This window comes from Arthrobacter sp. ok362, from assembly GCF_900102785.1.
In the GTDB taxonomy this organism is placed as follows: domain Bacteria; phylum Actinomycetota; class Actinomycetes; order Actinomycetales; family Micrococcaceae; genus Arthrobacter.
This window is the reverse complement of sequence record NZ_FNGC01000024.1, coordinates 23,186-40,515: the sequence shown is the minus strand read 5'-3', so window position 1 is coordinate 40,515 and position 17,330 is coordinate 23,186. Positions and strand designations below refer to the sequence as shown.

General features: G+C 64.6%; 14 protein-coding genes. 5 read left to right on the top strand and 9 right to left on the bottom strand.

Annotated elements, in window-relative coordinates; translation table 11 throughout:
* Nucleotides 1-2 precede the first annotated feature (2 nt).
* The 3 genes from BLQ10_RS21275 to BLQ10_RS21265 all read right to left on the bottom strand — a co-directional run bounded on the left by BLQ10_RS21275 (nucleotide 3) and on the right by BLQ10_RS21265 (nucleotide 2,959).
* On the bottom strand, nucleotides 3-1,484 hold the full coding sequence (locus tag BLQ10_RS21275; RefSeq protein ID WP_091564984.1) for an NAD-dependent succinate-semialdehyde dehydrogenase: 1,482 nt from the start codon (nucleotides 1,482-1,484) through the stop codon (nucleotides 3-5).
* 188 nt (nucleotides 1,485-1,672) lie between these two features.
* On the bottom strand, nucleotides 1,673-2,533 hold the full coding sequence (locus BLQ10_RS21270) for an alpha/beta fold hydrolase (RefSeq protein WP_091564983.1): 861 nt from the start codon (nucleotides 2,531-2,533) through the stop codon (nucleotides 1,673-1,675).
* An 18-nt stretch (nucleotides 2,534-2,551) separates the two neighbouring features.
* On the bottom strand, nucleotides 2,552-2,959 hold the full coding sequence (locus BLQ10_RS21265; RefSeq protein ID WP_026536895.1) for a hypothetical protein: 408 nt from the start codon (nucleotides 2,957-2,959) through the stop codon (nucleotides 2,552-2,554).
* Between the two features lie 216 nt (nucleotides 2,960-3,175).
* Between BLQ10_RS21265 and BLQ10_RS21260 the strand changes: the two genes are divergently transcribed.
* Complete coding sequence (locus BLQ10_RS21260; RefSeq protein ID WP_091564982.1) at nucleotides 3,176-4,138, top strand: LysR family transcriptional regulator; 963 nt, start codon at nucleotides 3,176-3,178, stop codon at nucleotides 4,136-4,138.
* A gap of 57 nt (nucleotides 4,139-4,195) precedes the next feature.
* Here BLQ10_RS21260 and trxA read toward each other — a convergent pair whose 3' ends face one another.
* The 6 genes from trxA to dnaK are packed head-to-tail and all read right to left on the bottom strand — an operon-like array spanning nucleotide 4,196 to nucleotide 10,948.
* Nucleotides 4,196-4,624, bottom strand: coding sequence for a thioredoxin (gene trxA / locus BLQ10_RS21255; protein ID WP_091564981.1), 429 nt, complete (start codon nucleotides 4,622-4,624; stop codon nucleotides 4,196-4,198).
* Complete coding sequence (gene clpB / locus BLQ10_RS21250; RefSeq protein ID WP_091564980.1) at nucleotides 4,621-7,257, bottom strand: ATP-dependent chaperone ClpB; 2,637 nt, start codon at nucleotides 7,255-7,257, stop codon at nucleotides 4,621-4,623. The genes trxA and clpB overlap by 4 nt, the downstream gene beginning before the upstream one ends.
* On the bottom strand, nucleotides 7,254-7,568 hold the full coding sequence (locus BLQ10_RS21245; protein WP_091564979.1) for a chaperone modulator CbpM: 315 nt from the start codon (nucleotides 7,566-7,568) through the stop codon (nucleotides 7,254-7,256). The genes clpB and BLQ10_RS21245 overlap by 4 nt, the downstream gene beginning before the upstream one ends.
* The gene (locus BLQ10_RS21240; protein ID WP_091564978.1) at nucleotides 7,565-8,506 is read right to left on the bottom strand and encodes a DnaJ C-terminal domain-containing protein; all 942 of its coding nucleotides are present in this window, start codon (nucleotides 8,504-8,506) and stop codon (nucleotides 7,565-7,567) included. The genes BLQ10_RS21245 and BLQ10_RS21240 overlap by 4 nt, the downstream gene beginning before the upstream one ends.
* Nucleotides 8,499-9,041, bottom strand: coding sequence for a nucleotide exchange factor GrpE (locus tag BLQ10_RS21235; protein ID WP_091564977.1), 543 nt, complete (start codon nucleotides 9,039-9,041; stop codon nucleotides 8,499-8,501). Before BLQ10_RS21235 ends, BLQ10_RS21240 begins: the two co-directional genes overlap by 8 nt.
* A gap of 8 nt (nucleotides 9,042-9,049) precedes the next feature.
* Complete coding sequence (gene dnaK / locus BLQ10_RS21230; RefSeq protein ID WP_091564976.1) at nucleotides 9,050-10,948, bottom strand: molecular chaperone DnaK; 1,899 nt, start codon at nucleotides 10,946-10,948, stop codon at nucleotides 9,050-9,052.
* 485 nt (nucleotides 10,949-11,433) lie between these two features.
* Between dnaK and BLQ10_RS21225 the strand changes: the two genes are divergently transcribed.
* The 4 genes from BLQ10_RS21225 (at nucleotide 11,434) to BLQ10_RS21210 (ending at nucleotide 17,170) form a co-directional block, all read left to right on the top strand.
* On the top strand, nucleotides 11,434-11,697 hold the full coding sequence (locus BLQ10_RS21225) for a UBP-type zinc finger domain-containing protein (RefSeq protein WP_091564975.1): 264 nt from the start codon (nucleotides 11,434-11,436) through the stop codon (nucleotides 11,695-11,697).
* A gap of 24 nt (nucleotides 11,698-11,721) precedes the next feature.
* The gene (locus tag BLQ10_RS21220) at nucleotides 11,722-13,491 is read left to right on the top strand and encodes an FAD-dependent oxidoreductase (protein WP_091564974.1); all 1,770 of its coding nucleotides are present in this window, start codon (nucleotides 11,722-11,724) and stop codon (nucleotides 13,489-13,491) included.
* Between the two features lie 644 nt (nucleotides 13,492-14,135).
* Nucleotides 14,136-15,764 (top strand): PucR family transcriptional regulator, encoded by a 1,629-nt coding sequence (locus BLQ10_RS21215; protein WP_091564973.1) that lies wholly within the window; start codon nucleotides 14,136-14,138, stop codon nucleotides 15,762-15,764.
* Between the two features lie 296 nt (nucleotides 15,765-16,060).
* The gene (locus BLQ10_RS21210; RefSeq protein ID WP_091564972.1) at nucleotides 16,061-17,170 is read left to right on the top strand and encodes a hypothetical protein; all 1,110 of its coding nucleotides are present in this window, start codon (nucleotides 16,061-16,063) and stop codon (nucleotides 17,168-17,170) included.
* The last annotated feature ends 160 nt before the right edge of the window (nucleotides 17,171-17,330 follow it).

The window sequence follows — 17,330 nt, the reverse complement described above, 5'->3', positions numbered from 1 at the left end:
GGTTAGCCGGCGTAGGGGTCGGCGATGCCGATGTACTGGGTGTAGAGGTATTCCTCGATGCCCTCGAGGCCGCCTTCGCGGCCCAGGCCGGACTGCTTGACGCCGCCGAACGGGGCGGCGGCGTTGGAGACGACGCCTGCGTTCAGGCCCAGCATGCCGGTCTCCAGGCGTTCGCCCATCCGGATGCCGCGGTTCAGGTCCCGGGTGAAGACGTAGGCCACCAGCCCGTATTCGGTGTTGTTCGCGAGCCGGATGGCCTCGTCCTCGGTGCCGAAGGTGATGATCGGGGCGACGGGTCCGAAGATTTCCTCGGACAGGATCCGGGTGCCCTCGGTGACGCCGGTGAGGATGGTGGGCTGGTAGAAGTAGCCCGGGCCCTCCACCGCGGAGCCGCCGGTCACCGCGACCGCGCCGGCGGCGACGGCGTCAGTGACGAGCTCGTGGACCTTGTCCCGGCTCTTGGCATCGATCAGCGGGCCCACCTTGGACCCGGCCTCGGTCCCGCGGGCGGTCGTCATGCCCTTCATCTTCGCGGCGAACTTCTCCGCGAACTCCCCGGCGACGGACTCGTGCACGATGAACCGGTTCGCCGCGGTGCAGGCCTCGCCCATGTTCCGCAGCTTCGCCAGCATCGCCCCGGCCACGGCGGCATCGACGTCGGCGTCCTCGAACACCACGAACGGGGCGTTCCCGCCGAGCTCCATCGAGGTCCGCAGCACGGTCTCGGAGGCGTCCGCGAGCAGCCGGCGGCCGACCTCGGTGGAACCGGTGAAGGACAGCTTCCGCAGCCGCTGATCCTTGATCAGCGGACCGGTCGTGGCGCCGGCGGTGGAGGTCGGGATGACGTTCAGGACACCGGCGGGCAGCCCGGCCTCGACCATCACGGCCGCGAACAGCTGGGAGGTCAGCGGGGTCAGGTTCGCGGACTTCAGCACCATGGTGCAGCCGGCCGCGACCGCGGGGGCGATCTTGCGGGTCGCCATCGCGAGCGGGAAGTTCCACGGCGTGATCAACAGGCACGGGCCCACCGGCTTCTTGGTCACCAGCAGCCGGGACTTCCCGTCCGGGGACACCGAGTACCGGCCGAAGGCGCGCACGGCCTCCTCGGAGAACCAGCGCAGGAACTCCGCACCATAGGTGACCTCGCCGCGGGCCTCGGCCAACGGCTTGCCCATCTCCAAAGTCATCAGCAGCGCGAAGTCCTCCGCGCGGGCCGTGACCATCTCGAAGGCCCGGCGCAGGATCTCGCCGCGCTCCCGGGGCGGGACCTTCGCCCAGGACTCCTGCGCGGCCGCGGCCGCGTCCAGGGCGGCGGCGCCGTCTTCGGGACCGGCGTCGGCGATGCTGAGCAGGACCTTTCCGGTGGCCGGGTCCTCGACGTCGAAGGTCTTGCCGGAAGCGGCCGGACGCCACTCACCGTTGATCAGCAGGCCCGTCGGCACGGAGGCCAGCAGCGCGGCTTCACGCTGGGCGTTTATTGACATCGTTGTATCTCCAAGAGGTGTTAAGGAAGTCGTAGCGGTGTGCAGCCCGACCTTCAGCAGTTTCGTGCGGTCCGGCTGCCAGCGGCAGGGCATGAGGAGGTTAAATCTTCTGTGTGTCTTCACCATTGAGGTGGCAGGGTCGGTGCCGACCCGCTGGGGTCGGCACCGACGCCTTAGGTGAGAATCGGCTAGGCTCCGACCGTTGTCTTGGTGCGGATCAGGTCCAGAGCCTGAACGAGGTATCCCTTGAAGACCGGGTAGTTCTCGCTCATCGGGAAGTGCCCGATAGCCTTCATCTCGATGAACTCGGCACCCGGGATCTGGCTGGCCGTGCGGGCTCCGTCTTCAGGCGTGGTGAGGTAGTCGTACTCGCCGGTCATCAGGACCACCGCGCATTTGTTCGTCTGGATTTCGCCCAGTTTGCCGCGCAGATCGTGGTCCACCGAGTAGAAGTACAGATCACCCTTGAACGCCTCGGAACCCTGTGTGTAGTAGAACCAGGTCTTCCAACGGTCAGCCTCCGGCGATTGCGGGGCCATAAGATCCCAGGTGCCGCTGCCGCACACCTGAGCGGCATTGGCATGGGGGTGCTGCCACCAGTCGAGGTAGAACCCCGGTGAGTAATCCGCCCCCTCTACGGGGATGACGGCGTCGAACCTCTCCGGGAAGCGGTGGGCGAGCTGCAGCGCTACGTTCCCGCCGAAGGAGGATCCCATGAAGATGGGGTCGACCAGTTCCAGTGCATCGACGAGGGCGACGATGAAGTTGGCGAAGTGGTCCGCGCTGAGCTGGTACTCCTCGGTCCACCACTCGGTGTTTTCAGGCGGGTCTGATTTGCCGTGGCGGGGGAGGTCGTAGGCGATGACGCGGTAGTTGGCGGTGATCTCCGGGTCCTCCAGCAGGCCGCGCCACTGGTGGTTGTGGGCTCCGGCGGTGTGCTGGCAGACCAGGGGCTGGCCCTGGCCGTTTTCGAGGTAGAAAACCTTGTATTCGAGGCCGTCCACGTCGACGGTGACGTAGTGGCCGGTGACGGGGGAAATTTTGCTCATGTCAGGAACTCCTATGGTCTAGACGGGTGCGCCGGTGGAGCGCAGCAGTTCGATCTGGCGGGTGAGGCAGCGCAGGTTCTGCATCAGGACCAGGACATCGCCCTCCAGCTTCATGTCGCGCTGGAAAGTGGCGGCCCAGATGCCGTGGTACATGGGAGCCGGGACGGGCTTGCCGAATTCACCCCAGGTGTGGGCACTGGCCCGGATGGCGAACTGGTAGGGCACCTCGATGGGTCCCGGGTCCACGGAAATCTGGGCGATGGTGCCGGACACCACCCGGACAACAAAGGTGTGCGCCTCCATGTCCAGCAGGTAGGAGCAGGTGAAGTACTTTCCGTGCGCCTGGATTTCCGGGTCCTGGTTGTTGGCCTCGGTGAAGCTCTGAACCCAGGATTCTACAGAAGGGGCACGTGTTGCGACCGTCATTTCGTTGTTCCTCTCGTTGGACTCGCGGAGGGTCGGACTTCTCTGTCCGAGCCTCGAAAGCGGGGTTTCTGGAGTGCCTTGCGGCTGTCTCCGATGGCAACCCTTCGCTGTTTCCATTGCAGCCCCCGTGACCCCGAACGGTCCAATACCTGTCCCCTATCCACCGATAGCCTGAAACTATTGGACCCCGATTGTGGCGGAGCTTACAGTTGAACGATGCAGCAGCCACAGCTAGACCTGCGCGTCCTGCAGTACTTCGTCGCCGTTGCGGAAGAACTGCATTTCGGGCGAGCCGCTGCCCGACTTCATATCGCGCAACCATCCCTCAGCGTCCAAATACGGAAGCTTGAACACTCGCTCGGCACTCCCCTGCTGATCCGGACCAGCCGCAGCGTCTCCCTGACCAGCGCAGGGGATGTCCTGCTGGGTGAAGCTAAGCGCCTCTTATCCGCCGCCGAGCGCGCCGTTTCGCTGACGCGTGAGGTCGCCAGCGGCGTGCGGGGCACCCTGATAGTCGGCTTCCAGGCCAACGCGGCTGCTGAGCTGACCCCGCGAATCCTCGCCGCGTTCAAGAACAACCACCCGGAAATCCACGTCCAGATGCGGTCCTTCGATTTCGCCGACCCCACAGCGGGTCTTGCCGACGGAAGCGCTGACGTGGCATTTGTGCGGCCGCCCCTGCCGGCGGCTGACTGGCTCGCCATTGAGACACTGTTCATTGAGCCGCGAGTCCTCGTAGTTGCCAGCAGTTCCCGCTTTGCCGGTCTGTCCGAGGTCTCGGTGGAACAGGTCGTTGATGAGCCCTTCGTCGCCCGCAAGGCTCCGGATAAATGGAGGGATTTCTGGCTCGCAACCCAGGCCCGCGGCGGGCAGCCGGTCCGTCTGGGCACTCAGGTAGCCACCGTCGACGAGTGTTTCGAAGCCATCATGGGTGAGCGGGGCATTGCGTTCACTCAAGCCTCCACGCAGCGTTTCTATGACCGTCCGGGGCTGTCTTTCATCCCGGTCAGAGACGTCCCGCCCTCTCCGCTGTCGATTGCATGGCGCACTGACGTCAATGACGAGCTGGCACGCGAGTTCGTGGAGACCGCCCGGACCTTGGCCTCCTTCGGAGGCGTCCCGAACCTCGTCGACTCCCGTCGGCCTGCCTCGCTGTCCTCTTCGCTCCAGTCCATTTAGCGCCACTGACGGTCGCACCGCAGCCAAGAAATGCCGCCGTCGTCCGCTGTTCTTGAGCTACTTCGTGAGTGCCTCCTCCAACCAGGACCTCAGCACCGGCGCGGGAGCTGCGCCGGCCTGCCTCGCGACGATCTTGCCGTCGATGATGACCATCAACGTTGGCACTGCCTGAATGGCGAATCTGGCGGAGAGCTGCGGCGAGTGGTCCACATCGACCTTCACAAGTTTGATCCGCCCCGCGCGTTCGTGTGCCAACTGGTCCAGCACGGGGCTCACCATCCGGCAGGGTCCGCACCACACCGCCCAAAAGTCCACCAGCGCCGGAACGCCAGACCGTTCGGCGATCTCGCCGAAGTCCTCGTCGCCCGCTTCAACCACCCAGGGAAGCTCCCGGTGGCAACTCCCGCAGCGTGGCCGGCCGTCGGCGACAGCCGGAACGCGGTTGGATTTGCCGCAATGGGGACATTTGATGATGGCCTTGTTCATGCGGTTCCGGCCCCTTCCAGCTCCGTCGTGCTGTAGTCAACCACTAGTTCCCCTGCGGATGCGGTCACCGTGACCACTCCGCCTTCCGCGATGCTTCCACGCAGCAAGGCCCGGCCCACCTGCGTTTCCACCACATGGGAGATATAGCGGCGCAGGGGGCGGGCTCCGTAGACCGGATCGAAGCCGCGTTCGGCTATCAGAAGGCGCGCCTCCTCGGTCAGGTGCAGCTCTATTTGCTGCTCGGCCAGCCGCTGCCGCAGCTGCTGGAACTGCAGATCAACGATGCGTTCGATTTGCGGCAGTCCCAGGGGTGCGAACAGGACCGTATCGTCCACGCGGTTGAGGAACTCGGGGCGGAAATGCGCCCGGAGCTCACCCATCACCATGCCGCGCGCCTCCTCGGTGATCGCTCCGCCTTCGGCCGAACCCTCCAGAAGATACTGGGAGCCGATATTGGAGGTCATGATGATGACCGTGTTGCGGAAATCGACGGTCCGGCCCTGGGAGTCCGTAATCCGTCCGTCGTCGAGCACCTGCAGCAAGGTGTTGAAAATGTCCGGATGGGCCTTTTCCACCTCATCGAACAGCACCACCGAGTACGGCTTCCGGCGTACCGCTTCCGTGAGCTGTCCTCCTTCGTCGTAACCGATGTAGCCAGGAGGCGCCCCTAGCAGGCGGCTCACGGTGTGGCGCTCCTGGTACTCGCTCATGTCCAGCCGGATCATTGCGTTCTCGCTATCGAAGAGCGCCGCAGCCAGAGCCTTTGCAAGCTCGGTCTTTCCTACGCCGGTCGGGCCGAGGAAGATGAAGGAGCCGATGGGCCGGCGGGGATCCCGGATACCGGAGCGGGCGCGGATGATCGCGTCTGACACCGCGCTAATCGCTTCTTCCTGCCCCACGACGCGGGCGCGCAGGATTTCGTCCAGGTGCAGGACTTTTTCACGTTCGCCCTGCTTCAGCCGTGCGACCGGTATGCCTGTCCAGGCCGCGACGATGTCGGCGATCTCGTCCTCCGTCACTACCTCGCGGAGCAGGCGTTTTTCACCCTGTTTCGCGGTCAGCCGTTCCTCCTCGGAGGCCAGCCGCCGTTCGAGGTCGGCAAGTCTGCCGTAGCGGAGCTCCGCCGCCCGGTTGAGGTCGTAGTTCCGCTCGGCTTCCTCAGCCTCCTGCCGCACCCGCTCCAGTTCACTGCGGATTTCCTGCAGTTTGTGGATCGCCTGGCGCTCGGCTTCCCATTGGGCCCTCTTCGCGTCGGCCTCGGCGCGCAGATCTGCCAATTCACGCCTCAGCTCCTCGAGCCGGGTCTTGCTGGCCGGGTCGGTCTCCTTGGAGAGTGCCGCCTCTTCTATTTCGAGCCGCGTGACCTTCCGGGTGAGCTCATCCAGTTCCGCCGGCATCGAATCAATTTCCGTCCGCAGCCGGGCGCACGCCTCATCCACGAGGTCAATGGCCTTGTCCGGGAGGAACCGGTCAGTGATGTACCGGTGGGAAAGGGTGGCCGCAGCCACCAGAGCGCTATCCTGGATCCGTACGCCGTGGAAGACCTCAAGCCGCTCCCGCAGCCCGCGAAGAATGGAAATGGCGTCCTCGACGTCGGGTTCCTCAACCAGGACCGGCTGGAAGCGGCGTTCCAAAGCCGCATCCGACTCAATGTGTTTGCGGTATTCGGCGAGGGTGGTGGCGCCGATCATGTGCAGCTCCCCGCGGGCCAGCATTGGCTTGAGCATGTTCCCGGCGTCCATCGACCCCTCGGACGCGCCTGCCCCGACGACGGTGTGCAGCTCGTCTACGAAGAGCAGGATCCTGCCTTCTGCCGCCAGCACCTCGGCCAGCACCGCCTTCAGCCGCTCCTCGAACTCGCCACGGTACTTGGCACCGGCCACGAGCGAGCTCATGTCAAGCGAGAAGATGGTCTTGTTCTTCAGCCCTTCCGGCACATCCTGCCGGACGATCCGCTGGGCCAGTCCCTCCACAATGGCGGTCTTGCCGACTCCAGGCTCGCCGATCAGCACCGGATTGTTTTTGGTCTTGCGTGAAAGTATCTGGACGACCCGCCGGATTTCCGCGTCGCGGCCGATGACCGGATCCAGCTTGCCAGTGCGGGCGTCCGCCACCAGATCGCGGCCGTACTTCTCCAGCGCCTCGTAGGTCTGCTCCGGTGTTGCCGAGGTGACGCGCTGATTTCCGCGTACCTGGGTCAGGACCGACAGGAATGCCTCACGGGTGACCCGGTGATCAGCCAGCACCCGTCCGGCCGCAGTGGACCGTCCTTCCTCCGCCAAGGCCACCAGCAGGTGCTCCACCGAAACATACTCGTCTTTGAGCCGTTTGGCTTCACGTTCGGCGGCGTCCAAGAGTGCCCCCAGCCTGCGGCTCACATACACCTGGCCCGGAGCCGCACCCGGGCCCGTGACCTTTGGCTTGCGCCTCAGCTCGGCTTCGACGGCACCCCTCAACTCATCCACATCCACCTGCATGCCCACGAGCAGGCGCGGGACAAGGCCACTTTCCTGCTCCAGCAGGGCCAACAGCAGGTGTTCGCCGTCGGTCTCAGTATGCCCATTGCGTTGGGCTATCCGTTGAGCCTCTGCCAACGCCTCCTGCGACTTTTGCGTCAAACTCTCCATGTTCATCGTGACGTAGTCCCTTCCACCTGCGTGATTTCAACCAGTCGTCGTTCAAGCGAGTCGACCCGCACCAGCAGATCGAGTACCAAGGGGATTGCCGCGTAGTTCAGCGACAGCTCCGAATGGAGCCTCAAGACGCGAGCTATGAGTTCCGGGGCCCGCGGACTGAACCAGGGGCCGCCCGGCGCATCGCCCAGCGGCCGGATCAGATCCAGATCTACGAACCGCATGACGACGTCGGGGTGGACGCCGCTGCTCCGGGCCACCGCCTCGAGATTCAGGCGCCACGGATAGGCGAGCGGATATTCTCGGCTCATAGAAGCCCCTCCCTCGGGTGAAAGTCGGACACAGCGGCAAGTTCCTCGTATAGCTTGCGCACCTCACTGCTCAGCCGCGGGGGCACCATGACGCGGATCTCCGCGTAGAGGTTCCCCGCCTGGCCCTTGGGGTTGGGCAGGCCCTGTCCGCGAAGCCGAAGTCTGCGCCCGCTGGAAGACCCCTCGGGTACGGTGATGGTGACCGGGCCGGCTGGCGCGTTGACCTTGATCTTGGCCCCGAGAGCGGCTTCCGACGGCGTGACGGGAAGGTCGAAGTGAATGTCCCGGCCCTTGAGCCGGTATCGGTGGTCCGGCTGGATGCGTACGGTCAGGAACAGATCCCCCGAAGGACCCCCGTCGCGGCCCTCGGCGCCCTCCCCCGCGAGGCGGATGCGCTGACCGTCCAGGACACCGGCGGGCACGTCGACGTCATAGTTCCGGGTTTCGCCACCCGGCTGGGCCAAGCGGACGGTGCGCCGTCCGCCACGGATCGCTTCTTCGAGTGTCAGCCGAAGCTCAGCTTCGTGGTCCGCCCCCTGGGCCGGGCCTGCTCCCTGCTGTCGGAACCAGCCACCGAGCAGGTCCTCCCAATCGACGTCGCCACCCCTATTGACGTCGACGTCGCCGTACCCGCCGCGCCCCGGCCGCGGACCTGGCCGGGGGCCGCCGGACCCCCATCGCGGAGTGCCTCCAGCCGGACCGGCACCGCTGCCGGCGTACTGCCGGAAATCGGCGCCGAAGCGGTCATAGCGCGCCTTCGTTTCGGCATCCGAAAGAGTGCTGTAGGCCTCGCCGATTTCCTTGAACCGGTCAGCGGCGTCCGGATCGCGGCTGACGTCCGGATGATGTTTTCGCGCCAGCTTGCGGTAAGCGCGCTGGATCTCGTCGGCGTCCGCCGTCCGGGAGACGCCGAGAACGGAATATGGGTCCTTAGCCACGGTCAGCGTTCACCGCCCGGCTCACAACGACGGCGGCTGGCCTGAGGATGGTGTCCGTGCCGCCGTAGCCCGGGCGCAGGACGGTCAGCACAGTCCCGGGGGGAGCCTCGTCCGTTTCCGACACACTGACCACCTCGTGAATCCGCGGATCGAAGGCGACGTTCTCGGCGTCGATCCGCGGGTAGCCCAGACGGGCCAGGGTATCGATGGCCTGGGATCGGATAGCGGCTATGCCGTCGACGAGCGGATCCCCCGCAGACGGGGCGTGAGCCAAGGCCAGTTCCAGGTTGTCCAGGACGGGTAGCCACGCCAAAGAGACCGCTGCGCGTTCCTGTGCCCTTAGCTGGGCGCCGTCCCGAGCGGCGCGCTTTCGGACGTTATCCGCGTCAGCCAGCGCACGGCGCCACAGATCCTCCATTTTGGCCAGCGCTTCCGCCTGTGCCGCCGCTTCGGTTTCCCTTTCATCGGGTGGGGCGGCCTCTGCCTCGTCACTTCCTGGATGGGCCTGTCCAGCCGGCCCTGCCGGGTCGCTCATGGCCGTTCCTAGCCCCGATCGAATTCTGCATCGACGATGTCATCGTCATTTGCGTCCTCGGACGCTCCGGGCCCAGATGCGGATCCCTGGCCCGCCCCTGCAGTGGCCGCCGTGGCAGCCGAGGCGCTCAGCGCCGACTGCAACTGCTGAAGCTCGGAAATCAGTTCCCTCGCGGCGCCAACGTCCGCCTGGTTGCTGACGGCGTCGCGCGCCTGGCCAACCAGCAGTTCCGCTCGGGCCTTATCATGCACTGGGACTGCGCTACCAAGCTCATTGACGGCCCGCTCAACGCGGTAGGCCACCGCATCGAGTTCGTTGAGGGTGTCAATCCGCTCCCGGTTCTGCACGTCCTCGCTTCTGTGGGACTCAGCCTCGGCAATCATGCGCTCGACTTCCTTGGCGTCGAGGTTGGAGCCTTCGCTGATGGTGATGCCCTGTTCCTTACCCGTGTCCTTGTCGCGGGCGGTGACGTTCAGAATGCCGTTTGCGTCCACGTCGAACGTGACCTCGACCTGCGGTTCTCCGCGGGGCGCTGGACGGATATCGCTCAGCTGGAACCGACCCAGCACCCGATTATCCGCCGCCAGTTCCCGCTCCCCCTGCAAGACCACCACGTCAACGGCGGGCTGGTTGTCGTCGGCGGTGGAGAACACTTCGCTGCGCCTTGCGGGGATGGTCGTGTTGCGCTCGATAATCTTTGTCATCACGCCGCCGCGAGTTTCCACACCCAGGGAAAGCGGCACAACGTCTAGCAGCAGGACGTCCGAGACTTCTCCCTTGAGCACACCGGCCTGGATCGCCGCACCGATAGCCACGACTTCGTCTGGATTGACGCTCATGTTGGGATCTTTGCCGCCGGTCAGACGCCGAACGACGTTCTGTACCGCGGGAATGCGGGTAGAGCCGCCGACCAAAATCACTTCATCGATGTCGTTGGCGGTAACCTTGGCGTCCGTCATCGCCTGCTTGACCGGACCCATGGTGCGTTCCACCAGGTCGTGGGTGATGTCTTCAAAAACGGAGCGCCGAACGGTGGTCGTCAGATGCTTGGGTCCCGTGGCGTCGGCAGTGATAAAGGGAAGGTTGACCTGGGTCTGGGTCACAGAACTCAGCTCGACCTTCGCTTTCTCGGCCGCCTCGAACAGGCGTTGCAACGCCTGGGGGTCCGACCGGAGGTCGATGCCCGCCTCCTTCTGGAAGTCGTCAGCCAAGTAATCGACAAGCCGGCGGTCAAAATCGTCTCCGCCGAGGTGCGTGTCACCCGCCGTGGAGCGGACCTCCACAACCCCGTCCCCCACGTCCAACAGGCTCACATCAAAAGTTCCGCCGCCAAGGTCGAAAACCAACACCGTCTCATGCTGACGTTTGTCTATGCCGTAGGCCAGGGCTGCTGCAGTTGGTTCGTTGATGATGCGCAGGACTTCCAGCCCGGCAATCTTGCCCGCGTCCTTGGTCGCGGTGCGCTGTGCGTCGTTAAAGTACGCGGGCACCGTAATGACGGCCTCCGTCACCTTTTCGCCCAGTTGCTTCGCGGCGTCGTCCACCAGCTTGCGGAGAACGAGCGCACTCACCTCTTCGGGCGCGACTTTCTTGCCCTGAACTTGAAAACGCGCCACGCCGTTGTCGTCCGCTACGACGTCGAAACTCACAGCCTTGGCCTCATCCGTGATCTCATCATAGTGTCGGCCGATAAACCGCTTGGCCGACGTAATGGTCCCCTTAGGGTTGAGAATCGCCTGCCGGCGGGCCAGTTGCCCCACAAGCCGTTCCCCGGTGTCCGTGTACGCCACAACTGACGGAGTGGTCCGGGCTCCTTCTGCGTTGGGTATGACGCGGGCTTCCCCGCCTTCCCAGACGGCGATCACAGAGTTGGTTGTTCCGAGATCAATTCCTACTGCTTTGGCCATGACTCACTCCGGTCCTAGAGGGCGCGACCGGTCCTGTGGCGACGTCCGCCCGAGGTTGCACCGCATGACGCACGCCCGTGCTGCTGGGCCACGAGGCTCAAGGGCGTTGTCATGGGGCCTTATAGGGTTGAGTCTGCCCCCTTGAGGGGAGCGACGGCATGACCCTCGAGGGTCAAATATGCTCCAGGGAATTGACCTGCCAGGACAAGGGTCCACAGGCGTGTCCTCGAAGACGCTGAGATAGTTTGGGGATGGGGCGGCACCGCGGGAGGGTCCCGCCGTCGTCGACTTCCCTGCTCGACGCGGATCTCCGGATGCACCACTTGACAGGCCAATGACCCGGGTCTAGTACTGTGCTTTAACCCGTGCACCCAATCGCCCCGCCCCATGATGATGCCCATGCCGCCGGTCAGTGCCGACGCTACCCTTAGTGCCGTCTGCCGCGGCGTGGCCGGCTCCATGGCCAGACCGAGATAGGAGCGAACATGAATCCTGGAATTCCTGATCCGCATCTCGCGCAGATTCGTCCGGTGCGGGTGCGCACGCCGCAGGGCTGCGAGGAATGTCTGTCTTTGGGCACTCCGTGGGTTCATTTGCGTTCGTGTCTCTCCTGCGGCCATGTCGGGTGTTGTGATTCCTCACCCATGCGGCACGCCCGAGCCCACGCCACCGAGTTGCATCCAATCGTTCGTTCCTTGGAGCCCGGCGAGGACTGGCGCTGGTGCTATCCCCATGAGGCATTCGTCTAGGGTATCGGCGGGCGCAACCAGCTGATGGAACCTCTTGCAGACTCGACGCTGATCGAAACGCCGGATGTCTCCGGCGCCTATCCACGGCTCAGCCAAGCCCAGATCGATTTGTTGGGTCGTGCCGGCACCAGCCGGGCTACCTCCGCCGGAGAAGTCCTCATACAGGAGGGAAACTTCGACAGTGACTTCTTCGTCATACTGCAGGGCACGGTACTGGTCGTGGAGGGGCCGCATGACGCCGGTAGCAGACAGCCTGCTGGACTGGGCCCCGGCACGCGGATCCTAGAGGTTCACGGTCCGGGACGGTTCCTCGGGGAATTGGGCCTGGTCGAGGGGCAACCGGCCTTTGTCAGCACTGTGTGCGCCGAGGCGTGTGAAGTGCTCCAGATCAGCGGGGACGATCTGCGCCGTGTGGTTCTGACGGACGCCGCGGTGGGCGAGACCATCCTGCGGGCATATCTTCAGCGCCGAATCCTGCTGATCAGCGCGGGCGCGGGCATCCGCATCGTTGGATCCCGCTTCAGCCGTGACACCCTTCGCCTCCTGGAATTTGCAGCCGCCAACCGCCTGCCTCACCGGCTGGTCGATCTGGAGGATGACGAGCAGGCGCAGGCGATCCTGGACCGGGCCGGGATCCTCGAAAGTGACCTGCCCGCAGTGGTGCTCAACGTTTCGCAGGTCCTCAGAAACCCATCCAACGCAGACCTGGCCCTCGCCATGGGCCTGCGGGCAGTGAAAGAGCATTCAGCCACGTACGATCTCATGGTGATCGGAGCCGGTCCGGCCGGCCTGGCGGCCGCCGTCTACGCAGCGTCCGACGGGTTGTCGGTCGTCCTTAAGGAAGGCTTCGGGTTAGGTGGGCAGGCCGGCACGTCGCCGCGGATCGAGAACTTTCTCGGCTTCCCCGCCGGAATCTCCGGCGGGGAACTCACTGAAAGAGCGATCCTTCAGGCCCGCAAGTTCAGAGTCCAGATCAACGTCGCCTGCCGGGCACGCACCATCGAGTTGAGGGACGGCGAGTTCCGCGCGGAGTTCAACGAGAGGGACCCCGCATCCTCACGGGCCGCGCTGCTGGCAACCGGGGTCCGCTACCGCCGGTTGCCGGTCCCCGGGCTGGAGGAATTCGAGGGAATCAGTGTTTTCTACGCCGCCACCGTCCATGAAGCCAGGCTCTGCGGATTGCAGCCAGTGACCGTCGTCGGCGGTGGAAACTCCGCGGGGCAGGCTGCGCTTTTCCTGGTTGGCACGGGATCACCAGTGCGGCTGGTGGTCCGCGGGGCGGACCTCCGCGCGGATATGTCGAAGTACCTCGCGGAGCGGATCGAAGAGCAACAGGGCATAGAGGTACTGTTAGGGGCCAACATCGTGGGCCTAGACGGTTCAGGCGCCCTCGAACGGATCGTCGTTGATCTGCGAGCCACAGGCGAACAGCGCATCTTCGACTCCCGATACCTCTTCATTTTCATCGGGGCCAAGCCGCACACAGAATGGCTGGAGGGTACCCTCGCCTTGGATGATCACGGCTTTGTTCTCACCGGGGCTGATCTCGAGGACCTTCCTCCTGAGTTCAGCCATTTGGGGCGCAGACGGCTGCCCCTGGAAACCAGCGTTCCCGGAATCTTCGCGGCCGGCGACGTTCGACATGGATCGGTGAAACGCGTAACGGCTGCCGCCGGCGAAGGCTCAACAGCCGTTGCAATGATCCACGAGCACCTTCGCCTCCTCCGGAACGGACCGGCGCGCGTTGGAGTGAGGGACGGTGAAAGTCCAGCAGGAGGGTCCTCCAGGCTGTGACGGACGACGCCCGGCACCAATTTCGCGATCTTCAGTCAAGTCGTCGCGGGCCATTAAGTTGTGCCTCGTTCATATGGACGCCCGAAACGCAGATGCGGCTGGAGGCCAAGAAAGCCCTTGTCTGGCGCTGATATCTGTCTCGCGTGCCTCCCGCCAGATACGGTGCCAGGGCCCGTCGACCGAAGAGGGCCTCAGCCGTCCCTATTGCGCGCACGCCGGCCGGCGGCCGCGGAACCTGACCATGCCGGGGAAGCATCGATTACGTCCCGAAATGCCGTTGAGCGACCACCGCTGAAGGCAATCCGCAGGGACATGACAAGAGCTTAACAACGGCGACATACGGGCGTAGTTTTGATGGTGTTGGTATGCCGATCTCGGCGTTGCCGCATCGGCCGCAGAGTTGGCCGGGCCGGCCGAAGACGACTCGCCGGTATCCCGGCCAAGTACGGCGTTGGATAGCCTGCGTCGAGGGTTCATATTCAGGTCGGCATACCGTGGGACCCGAAAATGGTCGATTCTAAACTCCGTGATGGGGACAAACGGCTTGAGCCGAGTCTCGATCACAGAGGGCAACGGATTACGGTCTGCCCAGGCTTGTATCCCCTGTCTGATACCTCTTGCTGTGGACGGAGACGAGGATCAATATGTTCGATCGACGTGTGGCAGAGGGAATCCTCAACACGGCCGCACAGGCGGTGTCGGACATGTCGTTCTGTGAGGTCAAGGACCGTTACCTCGCAGTAAATGGCCAGTTGAACCCCGTGCCCGAACGCGCGGCGTTGCCTCAGGACCAGGACGTCCGGCGCCTCAATGGCAGGGACTCCGTTCTCCCGTGCGCCAGGCCGGGTTGGCGATATGCGTTGTTCACCGTGGGCGACGATGCCGAGCTGAACGGGTGTCTGGTGCTTTCCGCCTCCGACCCTCCGGATCTCCCCCAGCTGATGCGGCTCCGGACAACCGCGGGGACAACGAGAACGATTCACGCCAGGGGATCCCCCCGGGAACCCCCGAATGGCGCAACCGGTCAGCTGCTCCGCCGTGACGACATGGACCAGCGCCTCCTGTCCCTCTCGGCGACGGTACTTGAGCTTGAAGAACACGCCAGGATCCGTGATGCCTTGGACCAGGGCGCGACCCCCAACCTCGGGGACAGTGACTCCAGGGAGGGACTCCTGGCGGAGGTCCTTTCACGGCTGACGGGGCGGCCCATCTGTATTGAGGACGCGTTCGGGCATATCAGCGCGGCGGCTGGGACCGGGTCCAAACGACCCTACCCCAGGCTTGGCGCGGCGGCCAGGTCGCGGAATGCGCAGCTCTGGCTTGCCTCCGGCTCACCAGTCAGCGAACCGCGAAGGCTCGTTGCCCTTGCCCTATCGCACGGGGAGGTGTTGGGGGCTATTTGCATGCTGGAAACCGACAGGCCGATCACAGCCGGCAACGTCTTCGCTTTGAAGTACGCAACGCGGCTCTTGGAGGTCGAGTTGTCGCACCGCCGCAGCCTGGCCCGGCTGGAACTAAGGCTGGGGCGCGACCTCGTGGACGAACTCGTGTCCGGAATGGATGGCGCGACCGCAGGCGTTCGTACCGAGGCATTGGGATATGACATCAGTGGTCCGCAGCACGTCATCGTGGCGGAGTGGCAGCCGCCGAGAACTGACGACACTGTGGTGGTCGCACTGCGCAGGACGTTCCTGGAACTCCGTTCATCCGCGCTCGTTTCACGGCGCGCGGACATGGCTGTTGCCGTGGTGCGTGGAGATCCGTTGGGTGCCGAGGTCTTTTCCGTTGTCGCCAAGACCCTGCGAAGTGCCACCGGCGCCGTGGGCATCGGCGGTCCAAGCCTGGATGTCGCCCACATTCCGCGCTCCTTCTCGGAAGCCCTGCACGCGCTGCACATCCGGGCCGGTTCAATCGATCGCTACGGTGTCACCCGCTTTGATCAACTGGGGATCTACCGCATCTTGGACCCAGCTGGGGGCGAACCGGATCTGGCCGGCTATATCGACGAGTGGCTCGGTACCCTTCAACGTGCCGACGACAGCCGGGGGTCTGACCTGGTGCAGACCCTGGCCCAGTACCTGGACCACGGGGGCAACTATGACAGTACAGCCCAGAGCCTGGCCATCCATCGAAGCACTCTGCGTTACCGCTTGAAGTCCATCCGGCAGATCACCGGCTTCGACCTTGCCGATCCCGAGACCCGACTAAACCTGCACGTCGCAACGCGCGCATGGCGCCTTCGTCCGCACGGCGCCCCTTTTCACGTCCCATAGCCAGGCCTCAATCGGCCGAATAGCCGCGGTCAGCGCGGTGTCAGTTGACCCCCCGGATTCGAATTCGGGCAGCATCCGGACAGACGGGGCAATGCGGCATCCATGGCGGGCAGAGGAACTCTCAAGTGACGCCGCGGCCGGTAGGCCATGACCGAGCGAGCACGGGAAGCCGGCAGCACCACGAACCGCGGCGGCCCGGAGCACACCCGACGGAGTCAGGCATCGGGAACCTGTGTCCACGTCAACGGTGACATCCAGTTCGCTGGTCATAGACACTGAACCTTAGGAGGCCGGGCGTGCCGGACAGTTCGGGCGAGGTAAACCGCATCAGTGCCCGTACCCTGGGCGTGCTCGCCGAACCGGAGGTCACCGCCGAGTTTGCCGAGCGCAACGGCCGCGAAGTGGGCCATCTGCTCAACCTTGCCGATGAAAGCCACGACTGGTCCGTGGTGATCGAGTACCAGGATTTTACGGCTGGCAATGGGTTGGCGCCGATGCTGGACTCCATGGCGAAGCACCGGATCCGCCGCGCATGGGATGTCATGGTCTGCCTGACCGATCTTCCGATTCGTTTCGAGGGCCGGACTGTGGTCGCGGAAGTTGCGCTTGGGGAGCCGATCTCCCTGGTTTCCTTGCCCGCGCTCGGTGCCGTCAACATCGATCGCCGGGTCCGCACTGCCGTCGCCGACCTCGGCTGGGCGATGCACCGACACTTCGATCCCGAGGATGACGCCGGGGAATTCGGTCCGCCCTCGCTGCACCAATCGCGGCACATCGAGACTGCTGTTCTTGTCGACGGGCCGATTGGGTTCCGCTACGTCTCAGCAACCCGCCTCGGTCGCGGACGGTTGCTGGCGGGCATGTTGCGTGCGAACCGTCCGTGGCGGCTGGTCTTCGGATTGAAAAGCGCAATGGCCGCCGCGATCGCCACAGGCGCCTTCGCGCTTGTCACGAACACAATCTGGCAACTCGCAGACCTGCTGGGGGCGCCGAGACTGACGTTGCTGATGGTCCTTTCGATCAGTTCGATGGTGTTCTGGATCATCACCCAACACGATCTGTGGGAAAGCCCCCGGCGCGACGATCGCCTCGAACGATACAAGGCTTCCTTGTATAACACGTCTACAGTGTGGTCGTTGATGATCGGCGTCGTGATCAGCTACGTCCTGCTGTTCGTGGCCGTGCTGCTGGCCGCGGCGTTCACTATCGACGATGTCTTATTGGCGCAGACCCTGCAACACCCGGTGAACGTTTGGGACTTTGTGGAAGTCGCCTGGATGACGACATCGGCGGCGCTCATCGGTGGTGCGTTGGGCTCGGGATTCGAGTCAAAGGACGACATTCTTCGGGCGGCGTACGGCCAACGAGAACGTCATCGTCGCCAGTCGGTCGACGAAGGCGAATAATGCGGCGTTGCCGGAGGCGGCCCACCCTATCCTTGTTTCGTTTCTCCCACCGTCGCCTTAACCGCGGCGCCGGGGCGTTTCGCTGCCGGCCCGGTCTCCCGATCCCTCCCCGAGTCGGTTGCGGGTGTGGGCGAGGCGGTAGGAGTCGGTCGGTGCCGGT

What these genes read in the sequence shown, in the direction of transcription:
- BLQ10_RS21275 (WP_091564984.1), bottom strand. Translation starts at nt 1,484, where the DNA reads ATGTCAATAAACGCCCAGCGTGAAGCCGCGCTGCTGGCCTCCGTGCCG.
- BLQ10_RS21270 (WP_091564983.1), bottom strand. Translation starts at nt 2,533, where the DNA reads ATGAGCAAAATTTCCCCCGTCACCGGCCACTACGTCACCGTCGACGTG.
- BLQ10_RS21265 (WP_026536895.1), bottom strand. Translation starts at nt 2,959, where the DNA reads ATGACGGTCGCAACACGTGCCCCTTCTGTAGAATCCTGGGTTCAGAGC.
- BLQ10_RS21260 (WP_091564982.1), top strand. Translation starts at nt 3,176, where the DNA reads ATGCAGCAGCCACAGCTAGACCTGCGCGTCCTGCAGTACTTCGTCGCC.
- trxA (WP_091564981.1), bottom strand. Translation starts at nt 4,624, where the DNA reads ATGAACAAGGCCATCATCAAATGTCCCCATTGCGGCAAATCCAACCGC.
- clpB (WP_091564980.1), bottom strand. Translation starts at nt 7,257, where the DNA reads ATGAACATGGAGAGTTTGACGCAAAAGTCGCAGGAGGCGTTGGCAGAG.
- BLQ10_RS21245 (WP_091564979.1), bottom strand. Translation starts at nt 7,568, where the DNA reads ATGAGCCGAGAATATCCGCTCGCCTATCCGTGGCGCCTGAATCTCGAG.
- BLQ10_RS21235 (WP_091564977.1), bottom strand. Translation starts at nt 9,041, where the DNA reads ATGAGCGACCCGGCAGGGCCGGCTGGACAGGCCCATCCAGGAAGTGAC.
- dnaK (WP_091564976.1), bottom strand. Translation starts at nt 10,948, where the DNA reads ATGGCCAAAGCAGTAGGAATTGATCTCGGAACAACCAACTCTGTGATC.
- BLQ10_RS21225 (WP_091564975.1), top strand. Translation starts at nt 11,434, where the DNA reads ATGAATCCTGGAATTCCTGATCCGCATCTCGCGCAGATTCGTCCGGTG.
- BLQ10_RS21220 (WP_091564974.1), top strand. Translation starts at nt 11,722, where the DNA reads ATGGAACCTCTTGCAGACTCGACGCTGATCGAAACGCCGGATGTCTCC.
- BLQ10_RS21215 (WP_091564973.1), top strand. Translation starts at nt 14,136, where the DNA reads ATGTTCGATCGACGTGTGGCAGAGGGAATCCTCAACACGGCCGCACAG.